14 protein-coding genes are annotated in these 13,336 nt (G+C 59.8%); 10 read left to right on the top strand and 4 right to left on the bottom strand.

Translation table 11 applies throughout. From position 1 onward, the window contains the following. Positions 1–2: 2 nt before the first annotated feature. Positions 3–1,307, top strand: coding sequence for a phenylacetate--CoA ligase PaaK (paaK, locus tag ACSOSP_RS10730; RefSeq protein ID WP_455306386.1), 1,305 nt, complete (start codon positions 3–5; stop codon positions 1,305–1,307). Positions 1,308–1,345: 38 nt separating this feature from the next. Here the strand turns inward: paaK and mltA are convergent, their stop codons facing one another. Continuing rightward, positions 1,346–2,512, bottom strand: a complete 1,167-nt coding sequence (mltA, locus tag ACSOSP_RS10735; protein ID WP_455306388.1) for a murein transglycosylase A — start codon at positions 2,510–2,512, stop codon at positions 1,346–1,348. Between mltA and ACSOSP_RS10740 the strand changes: the two genes are divergently transcribed. Then, on the top strand, positions 2,511–2,633 hold the full coding sequence (locus ACSOSP_RS10740; protein WP_455306390.1) for a hypothetical protein: 123 nt from the start codon (positions 2,511–2,513) through the stop codon (positions 2,631–2,633). The genes mltA and ACSOSP_RS10740 overlap by 2 nt on opposite strands. Before the next feature lie 46 nt (positions 2,634–2,679). Here the strand turns inward: ACSOSP_RS10740 and apaG are convergent, their stop codons facing one another. After that, the gene (apaG, locus tag ACSOSP_RS10745) at positions 2,680–3,054 is read right to left on the bottom strand and encodes a Co2+/Mg2+ efflux protein ApaG (protein WP_455306392.1); all 375 of its coding nucleotides are present in this window, start codon (positions 3,052–3,054) and stop codon (positions 2,680–2,682) included. 279 nt (positions 3,055–3,333) lie between these two features. Here apaG and rpe point away from each other — a divergent pair, with 279 nt between their 5' ends. From rpe to ACSOSP_RS10785, 8 genes are all read left to right on the top strand, one after another. Beyond that, complete coding sequence (gene rpe, locus ACSOSP_RS10750; RefSeq protein WP_455306394.1) at positions 3,334–4,029, top strand: ribulose-phosphate 3-epimerase; 696 nt, start codon at positions 3,334–3,336, stop codon at positions 4,027–4,029. After that, on the top strand, positions 4,026–4,775 hold the full coding sequence (locus ACSOSP_RS10755; RefSeq protein WP_455306396.1) for a phosphoglycolate phosphatase: 750 nt from the start codon (positions 4,026–4,028) through the stop codon (positions 4,773–4,775). Before rpe ends, ACSOSP_RS10755 begins: the two co-directional genes overlap by 4 nt. Positions 4,776–5,174: 399 nt before the next feature. Further along, positions 5,175–6,671: an anthranilate synthase component I gene (trpE, locus tag ACSOSP_RS10760; protein ID WP_455306397.1), complete on the top strand. Its 1,497-nt coding sequence runs from the start codon at positions 5,175–5,177 to the stop codon at positions 6,669–6,671. 14 nt (positions 6,672–6,685) lie between these two features. Beyond that, positions 6,686–7,270 carry an aminodeoxychorismate/anthranilate synthase component II gene (locus ACSOSP_RS10765; RefSeq protein ID WP_455306399.1) on the top strand — a complete coding sequence of 195 codons (585 nt, stop codon included), beginning with the start codon at positions 6,686–6,688 and terminating at the stop codon, positions 7,268–7,270. A gap of 14 nt (positions 7,271–7,284) precedes the next feature. Then, a complete protein-coding gene (trpD, locus tag ACSOSP_RS10770; RefSeq protein ID WP_455306401.1) occupies positions 7,285–8,316 on the top strand; it encodes an anthranilate phosphoribosyltransferase in 1,032 nt (343 codons plus the stop codon). Positions 8,317–8,328: 12 nt separating this feature from the next. Next, on the top strand, positions 8,329–9,114 hold the full coding sequence (trpC, locus tag ACSOSP_RS10775) for an indole-3-glycerol phosphate synthase TrpC (protein WP_455306403.1): 786 nt from the start codon (positions 8,329–8,331) through the stop codon (positions 9,112–9,114). A 21-nt stretch (positions 9,115–9,135) separates the two neighbouring features. Then, a complete protein-coding gene (locus ACSOSP_RS10780; RefSeq protein WP_455306404.1) occupies positions 9,136–9,792 on the top strand; it encodes a CYTH domain-containing protein in 657 nt (218 codons plus the stop codon). Beyond that, the gene (locus tag ACSOSP_RS10785) at positions 9,789–10,571 is read left to right on the top strand and encodes a uracil-DNA glycosylase (protein ID WP_455306406.1); all 783 of its coding nucleotides are present in this window, start codon (positions 9,789–9,791) and stop codon (positions 10,569–10,571) included. The genes ACSOSP_RS10780 and ACSOSP_RS10785 overlap by 4 nt, the downstream gene beginning before the upstream one ends. A 54-nt stretch (positions 10,572–10,625) precedes the next feature. Here the strand turns inward: ACSOSP_RS10785 and ACSOSP_RS10790 are convergent, their stop codons facing one another. Both ACSOSP_RS10790 and ACSOSP_RS10795 read right to left on the bottom strand, forming a co-directional pair. Further along, positions 10,626–11,222, bottom strand: a complete 597-nt coding sequence (locus ACSOSP_RS10790; RefSeq protein ID WP_455306408.1) for an FMN-dependent NADH-azoreductase — start codon at positions 11,220–11,222, stop codon at positions 10,626–10,628. A gap of 148 nt (positions 11,223–11,370) precedes the next feature. Next, positions 11,371–13,170 (bottom strand): M61 family metallopeptidase, encoded by a 1,800-nt coding sequence (locus ACSOSP_RS10795; protein ID WP_455306410.1) that lies wholly within the window; start codon positions 13,168–13,170, stop codon positions 11,371–11,373. Positions 13,171–13,336: the final 166 nt, after the last annotated feature.

A 13,336-nucleotide genomic window follows, 5' to 3' on the forward strand; every position in this document is an offset into this window, starting at 1 on the left:
CGATGAACAACACGCTTCCGCTGGACCCGATCGAGACGGCCAGCCGCGACGAACTAATGGCGCTGCAACTGGAACGCCTCAAGTGGTCGCTCGCCCATGCATATGAAAACTCGCCGGTGTACCGCCGCAAGTTCGACGAAGCAGGCGTTCATCCGGATGACGTGAAAACCCTGGCCGACTTGGCGCGGTTCCCGTTCACGACAAAGAAGGATCTCCGAGATAACTACCCGTACGGCATGTTCGCAGTTCCGCACGACCAGATTTCGCGCATCCACGCGTCGTCGGGGACGACGGGCAAACCGACCGTGGTTGGTTACACGGCGAAGGACATCGACACCTGGGCAAATCTCGTCGCGCGTTCCATCCGGGCTGCGGGCGCACGGCGTGGAGACAAAGTGCATGTCAGCTACGGTTATGGCCTGTTCACGGGTGGCCTCGGCGCTCATTACGGTGCGGAGCGAGCCGGGTTGACCGTGATTCCGTTCGGCGGCGGCCAGACTGAAAAGCAAGTCCAACTTATCCAGGATTTTCGCCCCGACATCATCATGGTGACGCCGAGTTACATGCTGTCGATCGCCGACGAACTCGAGCGCCAGGGCGTACATCCCGCCGATTGTTCGCTGCGTATCGGCATCTTCGGTGCGGAGCCGTGGACGAACGACATGCGCACGGCTATTGAGAAGCGGATGGGCATCGACGCTGTCGATATATACGGACTGTCGGAAGTAATGGGACCGGGGGTGGCGTCGGAGTGTGTCGAAACGAAGGACGGGCCGACGATCTGGGAAGACCACTTCTATCCCGAGATCATCGATCCTGAGACCGGCGAGGTCTTGCCAGACGGCGAACTGGGCGAACTCGTATTCACTTCGCTGACCAAGGAGGCGCTGCCGATTGTCCGCTACCGGACTCGTGATCTCACCCGGCTTTTGCCGGGCAGCGCGCGAACGATGCGTCGGATGGAAAAAATCACGGGGCGCTCGGACGACATGATGATCGTGCGCGGCGTAAATGTATTTCCAACGCAGATTGAAGAGCTGCTGCTCAAACAACACGCGCTCGCACCGCATTATCAGATCGTGCTGACGAAGGAAGGTCCGCTCGACGTGCTCACGCTGAATGTCGAACCCTGTCCTGAAACGGCTCCGGATATCAGTGTTCTCGATCAGGCCAAAGCCGCCCTCGCTTACGACATCAAAGCCTTGATCGGCGTCAGTGCAGTGATTCAGGTGTTGGGTGTGAACGGCATCGAGAGGTCAGTCGGAAAGGCGCGGCGCGTGATCGATCGGCGAAAAGCCCCGGGTTGATCGTGCAACCGGAGCTTAAATCGGGCGCTTAAAGCCAGTCACGAATTTGGCAGCAGCAACCACATCCTGCCGCCCTGCTTCATTCGACCAGCGAGATCCCCGGCATCGTCGCCCAAACCCCAGAAATAATCCGCACGCACGCCGCCCTTGATCGCGCTGCCGGTGTCCTGGGCGAACACCAGCCGGTTCATCGGCGCATTGCTCAACGGTCGAGTGGTCTGCAAGAAAACCGGCGTGCCGAGCGGGATGGAGGATGGATCCACGGCGATCGAACGTTCGGGCGTAAGCGGAACACCCAGCGCGCCTACCGGCCCGGCTCCCACACCAGCCGCCAGCGTTTCCGTGCCGGGCATCTCGCGGAAGAACACAAAGCGCGGATTGACGTCGAGCAATGCATCGACACGCGATGGATTCGCTTTCGCCCACGCCTTGATACCTTGCATCGTCGCCTGTGCGGGTGTGAGCTCACGCCGATCCAGCAACTCACGCCCAATCGATTTGTACGGCTGGTTGTTCGTCCCGCCAAACCCAACGCGCATCGTGGTCCCGTCTTCCATCACGACTTGTCCCGAGCCCTGGATCTGCAGGAAGAACGCTTCGATAGGGTCGTCAACCCACACCAGTTCGTTGCCGTTCAACACGCCCGAACTTTCGAGCTGGGCGCGCGTTGGTAGCGCGGTGCCGGCTTTGAACCGATACGGCCATCGATACAACGCGTACTGATAAGGCCCGTGACGCGTGCGCGAACCGCGCAACAGCGGCTCGTAGTAGCCGGTCACGAGACCGTCGAGCGTGCCGTCGGTGTTGGCCAACTGGAATGGCGTGAAGTACGCCTCAAAAAATTCGCGGGCGGCGTTCATGTCGAGATCGTCGAGCCTCAGCGCCGCCGCGCACGCCCGGCGCCACGCGGGCTGTTGCGCGAGACGGCTGCAGTTCTGGCGCATTGCGGCAGCCGCGCCGAGCAGCGAATCGTCCTGCCAACCAGGCACCTGCTGCCAGCTCACAGCAGTCAGGCGGTTCGCCGCGCGCTGTCCCGTGATGATCGGCGCACCGGTCGGCGGCGCAAGACTCCCGGACTTGAGAGCGCCGCCCCCACCGCACGAAGCGAGCAGGACCGCTGCTGTGATCGACGCCGCCCAACCCGCCAATCTGGCGAGCGAACGAGTGAAACGCATACAATGTTCTTTCTTGATGAGAACCGCCATGTCTGATCTATTCGACGAATACCCAATGCTTATTTTTGCGCTCGAGTCTTTCCTGGCGCTGTTTCTGCTGATCTTTATCGTCGTGTGGACGGCTTCGGGCAAGAAGAAAAACAGGCGCTAGGAGCACTTCGAGCGCCATGATCGCACGTGCTCCCAACGCCGCCAGTTCAATGCAGCGTACGCGGCATGTGCAACGAAAACTCGGCGATTGGCGCGTCGAAACGTTCGCCGTCTTCGGCGACGCAAAAATACGAGCCGCGCATGGTGCCGACGGGCGTCGCAATCACGGCCCAGCTCGTGTACTCGAATTTCTCACCCGGCGGCAGCAACGGCTGGTTACCGACCACGCCAAGCCCCTTTACTTCCTGAACCACGTCGTCGCTGTCGGTGATGATCCAGTGCCGCGAGATCAGTTGTGCCGCGACCTGGCCGGTGTTCCGGATGGTCAGGGTGTAGGCGAACGCAAACTGGTGGGCGTCCGGATCCGATTGTTCAGGGAGATATTGCGTCTGAACAGCTACGCTGAATTCATACTGGCTCATCGCTTTTCCAATTCAAAAATGTGCGGCGCGGGTTCGAACTCCTAACCCCCTCAAGGACCTAGGTCCGGCGCGGGTTGCGCGAATTTGCGTGAACGTCAGGTGACGCATTCTGCTTGATGCAGCCGGTGCCCGCAACAGAACGTCACTATGTGCAGGGGCTTTGTCGAACACGCGAAACGCCCGTGGAAGGCTGCTGGACGGGACGTAGGCCATTCGGTCAGCGGTCAAAAATGTCGTCACGCTGTAAAATGCATTTTCCGCTCGCAACCGGCCGACGTCATGACGCAATTTCGCCTGTCCCCCAGTATTTTGTCCGCCGACTTCGCCATTCTCGGCGAAGAGGTCCGCAATGTAGTCGCCGCTGGAGCAGACTGGATCCATTTCGACGTGATGGACAACCATTACGTCCCGAACCTGACAATCGGCCCCATGGTCTGCGAGGCATTGCGGCCGCATACGGATGTTCCCATCGACGTGCATCTGATGGTGCGCCCGGTTGATCGTATCGTGCCGGATTTCGCGAAAGCCGGCGCCAATGTGATCAGCTTCCATCCGCAAGGTTCGGATCATATCGATCGCACGCTTTCACTGATCCGCGATCACGGCTGCAAGGCCGGTCTTGTTTTTAATCCTGCCACGTCGCTAAATCATCTCGACCACGTGATGGACAAGGTCGACCTGGTGCTGATCATGTCGGTGAATCCGGGCTTTGGCGGACAGTCGTTCATTCCCGAAGCGCTTAACAAACTGCGCGAGGCGCGTCGGCGTATCGACGAATACAAGGAGCGGACCGGACGCGAGATTCATCTCGAAGTGGACGGCGGCGTCAAGATCGACAACATCCGCGAAATTGCGGAAGCGGGCGCGGATACGTTCGTGGCCGGGTCGGCCATTTTCGGCCACCACAATTACCACGACGTAATCGCCCAAATGCGCGCAGAGCTGGCCAAAGTGAATACCGGGGAAGCACGATGAGCGAACTCGCGGCGCAGCTTCCGGCATTCACGAACAAGACGCTGCGCGCGGCGATCATCGATCTCGACGGCACAATGATCGACACCGCCGACGATTTCGTCGCGGCGCTAAATGGCATGCTGGCGCGGATTGGCACGAAGGCCACCGATCGGGACGAAGTCATTGGCTACATAGGAAAGGGTTCGGAGAACCTGATCCGCAGCGTGCTGGCCGTGCGATTTTCAGCACTGGAAGCAACCACGAAGTTCGAGGACGCGCTGGCTATCTACCAAACCGAATATGCACGCATCAATGGACAACGCGCCACGCTCTTTCCGGAAGTCACGGAGGGCCTGAAAGCGCTGCGGGATCTCGGTTTGCCCCTGGCGTGCGTGACGAACAAGCCGCACCGGTTCGCCGTTGAACTGCTGACCAAGTTCGGTTTGGCGGAATATTTCAAGGTTGTGCTCGGCGGCGACTCGGTTGCGCAAAAGAAACCCGATCCGGCGCCTATGCTGATTGCCTGCGAGCGGCTGGACGTGCTGCCGCGCGAAGCGGTGGCCATCGGGGATTCGGAGAATGACGCGCTCGCGGGTCGCGCAGCGGGCATGGCAACGCTTACGGTACCTTACGGTTACAACCACGGCAAACCCGTGCACCTGGTGAAATCCGATGGTATAGTTTCTTCCCTGCTAGGTGCCGCACAGGCAATAGCAGCAACCATGGCCGCGCCTGTTGCACCCGGCGCGACAACATCGACTGACTAATTCAATCCTCATGTTTCTGAACAAAAAACGGAGTCTGAGCAGCATCGACCGGGGAGCTTGGCCCTGGCGTCGCTGGTCGCGCTAACCTCGCCCGAGGGTCGCTGAAGCTCGTCTTCGGCAACCGTTTTTTGTTTCGCTGCGCATGCCGCGCGCCGATCCCGCCGACTTGTTTTACCTTGATGCCTGGCCTGATCCGCATCAATCGTTGCGCCCGAAATTCGTTTTGCGGCCGTGCCGTTTCACCAAATGGCTAGCGCCCCTTACGATTGGGACAGCGTTTGACGCATCAGGCGACGTACAAACGAGAGCGAGATTCGCGCCGTGCGGTAAATTATCCGCAGCGCCCCGTGTGTGCTCGATGTCGCCAAATCCAACAAGCGGCACGTAAAGGATCAGAACATGACTGAACTCGAATTCCAATCGCTGGCGAATGAAGGTTTCAACCGCATTCCGCTGATCGCCGAGGCGCTGGCCGACCTCGAAACGCCGCTTTCGCTTTATCTCAAGCTGGCTCAAACCGAGCGCAATGGCGCCAACTCGTTCCTGCTGGAATCGGTGGTGGGTGGCGAGCGCTTCGGGCGCTACTCGTTTATCGGCTTGCCGGCCCGCACCATGATTCGGGTGCAGAACGGCGTGTCGGAAGTGGTGAAGGACGGCAATGTCATTGAAACGAGCCAAGCCGATCCGCTGACGTTTATCGAAGAATTTCAGAAGCGCTTCAAGATTGCGCAGCGTCCGGGACTACCGCGCTTTTGCGGCGGTCTGGCAGGGTATTTCGGATATGACGCTGTGCGTTATATCGAAAAGAAGCTGGCGCATACGGCTCCGCGTGACGATCTCGGCTTGCCCGACATTCAGTTATTGCTGACCGAGGAAATGGCGGTTATCGATAACCTCGCCGGCAAGCTTTATCTGATTGTCTACGCCGACCCGACCACACCCGAAGCCTATACAAAAGCCAAGCAGCGCCTGCGCGAACTGCGCGCCCGTTTGCGCACGACCGTGCAACCGCCGGTGACATCGGCGAGCGTGCGTACGGAGACGTATCGAGAGTTTGCGAAGGACGATTACCTGAACGCGGTGCGCAAGGCGAAGGAATACATCGCGGCTGGTGAATTGATGCAGGTTCAGGTCGGCCAGCGGCTCATAAAGCCGTTCCGCGATAATCCGCTCTCGCTGTATCGCGCGCTGCGTTCGCTGAATCCATCGCCGTATATGTATTACTACAACTTCGGCGGTGAGTTTCATGTGGTGGGCGCATCGCCGGAAATTCTCGTGCGGCAGGAAAAACGTGGCGACGAAAGGATCGTGACCATTCGTCCGCTCGCCGGAACGCGGCCGCGCGGCAACACGCCCGAACGCGATGCCGAACTCGCGACCGAATTGCTGAACGATCCGAAGGAAGTGGCCGAACACGTGATGCTGATCGATCTTGCGCGTAACGACGTTGGCCGGATTGCGCAGACGGGATCGGTGGTGGTGACGGACAAGCTGGCGATCGAAAAGTATTCGCATGTTCAGCACATCGTGAGTTCGGTGGAGGGCAAGCTGAAGCCCGGCACGACCAATTTCGACGTGCTGCGCGCCACCTTCCCCGCCGGCACGCTGTCGGGTGCGCCGAAAGTGCGGGCGATGGAAATCATCGACGAGTTGGAGCCGGTGAAACGCGGATTGTACGGCGGGGCTTGCGGTTATCTGTCGTTCACGGGCGAGATGGATCTCGCCATCGCGATCCGCACCGGTCTCATCCACAAGGGCAATTTGTATGTGCAGGCGGCGGCGGGTGTCGTCGCGGATTCAGTGCCCGAATCCGAATGGCAGGAGACGGAGAACAAGGCGCGAGCAGTCTTGCGCGCCGCCGAGCAAGTGCAAGACGGCCTCGATAGCGACTTCTGATCCGGAGACAGACCATGCTGTTAATGATCGACAACTACGATTCGTTCACCTATAACCTGGTCCAGTATTTCGGTGAACTGGGCGAGGACGTGCAGACGTACCGCAACGACGAAATTACCCTCGATCGAATCGCGAAGCTGAATCCCGAGCGGATTTGCCTGTCGCCGGGGCCAAGCAATCCGCAACACGCGGGCATCACGCTCGACGTGCTGCGTGAATTTTCCGGAAAGATCCCGATTCTCGGTGTTTGCCTCGGCCATCAGGCTATCGGCGAGGCGTTCGGCGGACGCGTCGTGCGGGCGCAGACCATCATGCACGGCAAGGTCAGCACGATCGAAACGGATTGCCGTGGGGTGTTTTCCGACCTGCCGAAGCATTTCAGCGTGACGCGTTATCACTCGCTTGCCATCGAGCGCGAATCGTTGCCGGATTGCCTGGAAATATCCGCGTGGACACCCGACGGCGAAATCATGGGCGTGCGTCATAAGGAACTCGCGGTCGAGGGCGTGCAATTCCACCCGGAATCGATTCTGTCCGAGCACGGCCACGCGCTGCTCGAAAACTTCGTCAAGAGCCCGGCGCAAGGCATTCGCGCGTGAACCGAGATCCAATCATGACAATTACGGCCCAGGAAGCGTTGCAACGGACGATTGAGCATCGCGAGATTTTCCACGACGAAATGCTGCACCTGATGCGCATGATCATGCGCGGGGAGATGTCGCCGGTGATGTCCTCCGCGATCATCACGGGATTGCGGGTGAAGAAGGAAACCATTGGCGAGATCGCGGCGGCGGCTACCGTAATGCGGGAGTTTGCGAATCACGTGAACGTGCCGGATAGCGAGAATCTCGTCGATATCGTCGGTACCGGTGGCGACGGTTCGCACACCTTCAACATCTCGACGGCCACCATGTTTGTTACGGCGGCCGCCGGGGCGAAGGTTGCAAAGCACGGTGGTCGCGGGGTATCGAGCAAATCGGGCAGCGCGGACGTGCTCGAGGCGCTGGGCGTGAATATCGACCTGAAGCCGGAACAAGTGGCGCTGTCCATTGCCGAAACGGGCATGGGTTTCATGTTCGCGCCGAACCATCATCCGGCGATGAAAAACATCGCGCCGGTGCGCCGCGAACTCGGCGTGCGGACGATTTTCAACATCCTCGGTCCGCTGACCAACCCGGCCGGCGCGCCGAACCAGTTGATGGGCGTGTTCCATGAGGATCTCGTCGGCATTCAGGTGCGCGTGATGCAGCGCCTTGGAGCCAAGCACGTGCTCGTGGTGTACGGCAAGGACGGCATGGACGAAGTATCGCTGGGCGCGGCAACGGTGGTCGGCGAGCTGCGCAATGGCGAAGTGCGCGAGTATGAAATTCATCCGGAGGATTTCGGGCTGCAGATGGTGTCGAACCGGACGCTGAAGGTGGCCGACGCGCAGGAATCGAAGACCATGTTGCTCGGCGCGCTGAATAACAAGCCATGTGTCGCGCGCGAAATCGTGACGCTGAACGCAGGCACGGCGCTGTACGCGGCCAACGTGGTCGAATCCATCGAAGCCGGCATGGCGCTGGCGAAAGAGGTGATCGCGAGCGGACAAGCGCGCGAAAAAGTCGATGAACTCGTGCGCTTCACGCAGCAATTCGCCAATTAACGAGGTCAGGACATGAGTGACATTCTCGATCGCATCATCGAAGTCAAACGTGGCGAAGTTCGCATCGCGCAGGAAAGCGTATCGCTCGAGGAACTGCGTTTGCAGGCAAGCACGCGCGACTCGCGCGACTTCGTCGGCGCATTGCGCGCGAAGCACGCTGAAGGGAAGCCGGCGATCATCGCGGAAGTGAAGAAAGCGAGCCCGTCGAAAGGCGTGATACGCGAGAACTTTGTCCCCGCCGATATCGCGCAATCGTATGAACGAGGCGGCGCCGCGTGTTTGTCAGTGCTGACCGACGTGCAGTTCTTCAAGGGCAGCATTGCGTATCTCGAGCAAGCGCGCGCCGCGTGCAGCCTGCCGGTTCTGCGCAAGGACTTTATCGTCGATCCTTATCAGGTCCTCGAAGCCCGTGCGATGGGCGCCGACTGCATTCTGCTGATCGCCGCCGCACTCGAGCCCTTGCAAATGCGCGATCTGGAAGCGTACGCGCACTCGCTCGGGCTGGCGGTGCTGGTCGAGGTTCACGATCGCGACGAACTCGAACAATCGCTCACCTTGAAGACGCCGTTGATCGGCGTTAATAACCGCAACCTTCGCACGTTCGAGACATCGATTGAAACGACGATCGGCATGCTGGACATGGTTCCCGAAGACCGTATAGTGGTGACCGAATCGGGCATTCTGAGCCGTGTGGATGTCGAGCGTCTGCGTGCCATGGACGTGCAGACGTTCCTGGTCGGCGAGGCGTTCATGCGCGCCGACGACCCCGGTACCGAACTGGCGCGAATGTTCTTCTGACGCTGCTGCACGGAGTTTATTTTGAGTATTGAACGCGAGATCAAGCTGGCGCTGCCGACATCGAAACATGGCGAAATAGCGAAGGACCTGACGCAACGCACCGGTCAGGAAGGCCGCAAGATTCAGCTCACCAATGTGTACTTCGATACCCCGGGTCGCGCGCTCGCCAAGGCCAAAAGCGCGGTGCGCCTGCGTGGCACGCCGGATCAGTGGCTGCAAACGTACAAGACAGCGGGTGAATCGCAGGAAGGTTTGCACAATCGGCACGAGTGGGAATTGCCGGTTGCAGGCGAGGCGCTGGAAATCCCCACCTTGCTTGCGATCTGCGACGACGAACACGCCGCCAATGCGCTCAGCAACGCCGCACCCGAATTGATCGCCCTGTTTCGCACTGATTTTTCGCGCGTGATCTGGGACGTCGAGATTGACGGAGCGAAAATCGAAGCGGCGCTGGATCTCGGCGAAGTGGCGACCGACGTGGACGGCGAGCGCCGCACTACACCGATCAGCGAACTCGAACTCGAGCTGAAATCCGGCAACGAGGAGGCACTGAACTCCCTTGCCGCGCAAATGCGGGGCGCGTTTCTCTATCTCCAGCCCGAAGACGCCAGCAAGGCACGGCGGGGCTACGATCTGTGCGAACCCAAAGTGGGTGGCCCCAACGGTGGCGTGAAATGAGTCAGGCGTCTCTGTTTGAAGCTGAGGCTGTCAAAGCGCAGTCGCATACTTCGCTGGAAAGTCAGTTCGCCGCGTTGCCGGCGGACTGGCGCAAACATCTGAAGGCTTTTGTCGAGAGCCCGCATTACGCAGCGCTGTGCGCGTTCGTCGATGCAGAACGCGCCGCCGGCAAAACCGTGTATCCCGCCGATGTCTTCCGCGCGCTGCGCCTGACTCGTTCCGGCGATGTGAAGGTCGTGATCCTCGGCCAAGATCCGTATCACGGCGAGGATCGCGGTGCGCCACAGGCTCACGGCTTGGCGTTTTCGGTGCCGGCGCCGGTTCGGCCGCCGCCATCGCTGAAAAATATCTTCAAGGAAATCAATGCGAGCCTTGGTTTTACTGCGCCCGCTCACGGTTGCCTCGACGCGTGGGCGCAGCAAGGCGTGCTGCTGTTGAACACGTCGCTAACGGTGGAACGCGATAAAGCCGGCAGTCATGCCAAACGTGGCTGGGAGCATTGCACCGACACCCTGATTCACGAACTCGCCCTTCGACACGAACATCTCGTGTTCATGCTGTGGGGAGCGCATGCACAGGCAAAACGCGGGTTGATTGCGTCGGCGGTGGCGGCTGGAAAATCACATTGCGTGCTGGAGGCGCCCCACCCCTCGCCGCTGTCAGCGCATCGCGGCTTTCTGGGCTGCGGGCATTTTGTGTCGGCGAATACGTATCTGGAACAACACGGGCGAGCGGCCATCGATTGGCGTTTGCCTGATCTGGCCGACACGCCGACGTAAAAAACCCGCCGATGTCTTCCGACACGGCGGGTTTTTTACAGCTACTTCACAAGCTTACAGCGCGGCGATCGAGTCGCGAGCGGTAGCCAAGGCGGCGCCGGCAGCGTCCGGGCCCATCGCCAGACCTTCGGCGAAGATGAAGCTGACGTCGGTCATGCCCAGGAAGCCCAGGAACGACTTCAGATACGGTGTTTGCGAGTCGTTCGGCGTGCCGCTGTATTTGCCGCCACGCGCGGACACCACGATCACCTTCTTGCCCGTCACAAGGCCTTCAGGGCCGTTCGCGCCGTACTTGAACGTGATGCCGGCGCGGGCGATCCAGTCGAAGTACGCCTTCAATTGCGACGAAATGCCGAAGTTGTACATCGGCGCTGCGATCACGACTACGTCAGCCGCTTGCAGTTCGGCGATCAGCGCTTCGCTCTTGGCGTGGATCGCGTTCTGTTCAGCAGTGCGCTGCTCGGCAGGCGTGAAGAATGCGCCGAGGGTGGCATCGTCGAGATGGGGAAGGTTGTCGGAGAGAAGGCTACGCACGACAAGCTTCGCACCCGGGTGCGCTTGCTGCAGCTTCGCCGACACTTCGTCAGCCAGCAACGTGGATTGGGCGCCTTGCGAGCGGGCTGCGGAATTGATTTGAAGAATGGTCGTCATGATGATTCCTGTGTCTAGTTGAGTTCGAGCACGGATCGCGCTCTGACAAGACGCATTCTTCATTTTTGCGACGCCGGGAACAAGCTGTGCACTTGTGAAGGATTGTTGCAACAGTAGAACAATCCGACTTTGGGCCTGCTTTAACCCCTTAACCTTTCAGCCAGCGTTCACGCCATTGCTTCGACGGGCCGCGCCCATCGGCAGTGGAAAGCACATAACGCGATACTTCCGGCGGATCGAGTTTGACCTGCGCGACGCGCAGCTCGTCGCGCCTGAATGCGTGCACTTCCACCTTCGCGCCGGGCAAATAGCGCGCAAGCAGCGTGTCCAGATTCGATCCGGTTACGCGCAGGCCATCGATAGCAACCAGCACGTCACCCGCCGATAACCCCGCCTTCTGCGCCGCGCTGTTCTCGTGCACGGCCGCGAGCACGCAATCCGCGCCATTGCGAATCCGCGCACCAAATGATGGTTTCGCCGCCGTGCCATTGGTGGCTACATCGGGCGCGAACTTGATGCCGAAGGGCTCGAACAAAGTATCGAGCGGTAGATCTCGCGTGCCGTGAACACCCTCGCGAAACAGTTTTTTCAAATCGGCGCCGGTCGCCTCGGCAAACAGCGCTTCCACTTCGCTTTCTTCGATACCTCGCGCTTTACCGTGATAAAAATCGCGGCCGTAGCGTTGCCACAGAAGCCGCATGACGTCGTCGAGTGACTTCTTGCCTTCGGTTTGCGCGCGAATCGACAGGTCGAAAGCGAGCGCGACGAGCGAACCCTTCTGGTAATAACTGACGATTGCATTCGCCGCGTTTTCGTCCTGCCGATAATATTTGACCCACGCATCGAACGAGCTTTCAGCCACGGTCTGTTTGAGCCGTCCCGACCCGCGCAATACACCGCCAAGCGTCTTGCCCAGCAGCGAAAAATACTCGCTCGCGTTGATCAGGCCGCTGCGCACGAGCATCAAATCGTCGTAGTACGACGTAAAACCTTCGAACAACCACAGCAGCGACGTGTAGTTTTCCTGCGATAAATCGTACGGCGCGAACGCAGCGGGCTTGATCCGCTTCACGTTCCAGGTATGGAAATATTCGTGGCTGCACAGGCCCAGATACGTGCGATAACCCTCCGTCACATCCGGGCGCCCAGCAACAGGCAGATCCGAGCGATTGCAGATCAGCGCAGTCGATGCACGATGTTCGAGGCCGCCGTAACCATCAGCGACGGCGACCGTCATGAACACATATCGCTCAACTGGCGCCTTCTTCGTACGCGGCTCGAACAACGCAATTTGCGCTTCGCAAACACGCTTGAGGTCAGCTTCCAGGCGGTGCATATCGAGACCGGTCACACGGCCTGAAATCACGATGTCGTGCTTCACGCCGTGGGCATCGAAGGAACCAAGCGCGAACTCGCCCAGCGTCACGGGATGATCAATCAGCGCATCGTAGTTCGGCGATTCATACACGCCAAACCCGTAGCGCTTCGTGCCGCGCGCTTCGGGCAATGCCGTCGCCACGCGCCAGTTTGCGTATTGCGTGCCGGCAGGCTTTTGAATGTCGACGATGCAGGGCGCATCCGCCTGCCCTTCCACCGCGAGGAACACGCTCGTGCCGTTGAAAAAGCCGATGGTGTCGTCGAGATGCGCGGCACGCACCGACAAGTCCCAGCCGTAGACCTCGTAGCGCAGCGTGATCGGGCCTTCGTGCGGCGCGGTTTGCCACGCGTGCTTGTCGGTTTTATCGATGGCGAGCTTGCGGCCAGCTGCGTTGAACGCCTGCAACGTGACGATATTGCGGGCAAATTCGCGAATCATGTAACTGCCCGGAATCCACACAGGCAGCACAAAACGCTGACCTGACGGGTCGGGTTGCGCGACGGTCAATGTCACTTCGAACAAATGCGCAGCGGGATTTTTCGGAACGATGGTGTAACGGATGGCGTTCATGCTTCGAGGTCCTTTTGTTCTTGTCGCCGGATCTGGCCTTTTGGCCGTGTCAGCGAGGCTTTTCGCGGTTGAACCGCTCTTTGCAGAATCAGGCAAGTGGAGGTTCATGAAAGCGAAAGAGGCGCTTCGCGCGCCTCCTTCGTCGTTGGTCGACTTATCGTCAACA

This window comes from Caballeronia sp. KNU42 (genome assembly GCF_053760385.1).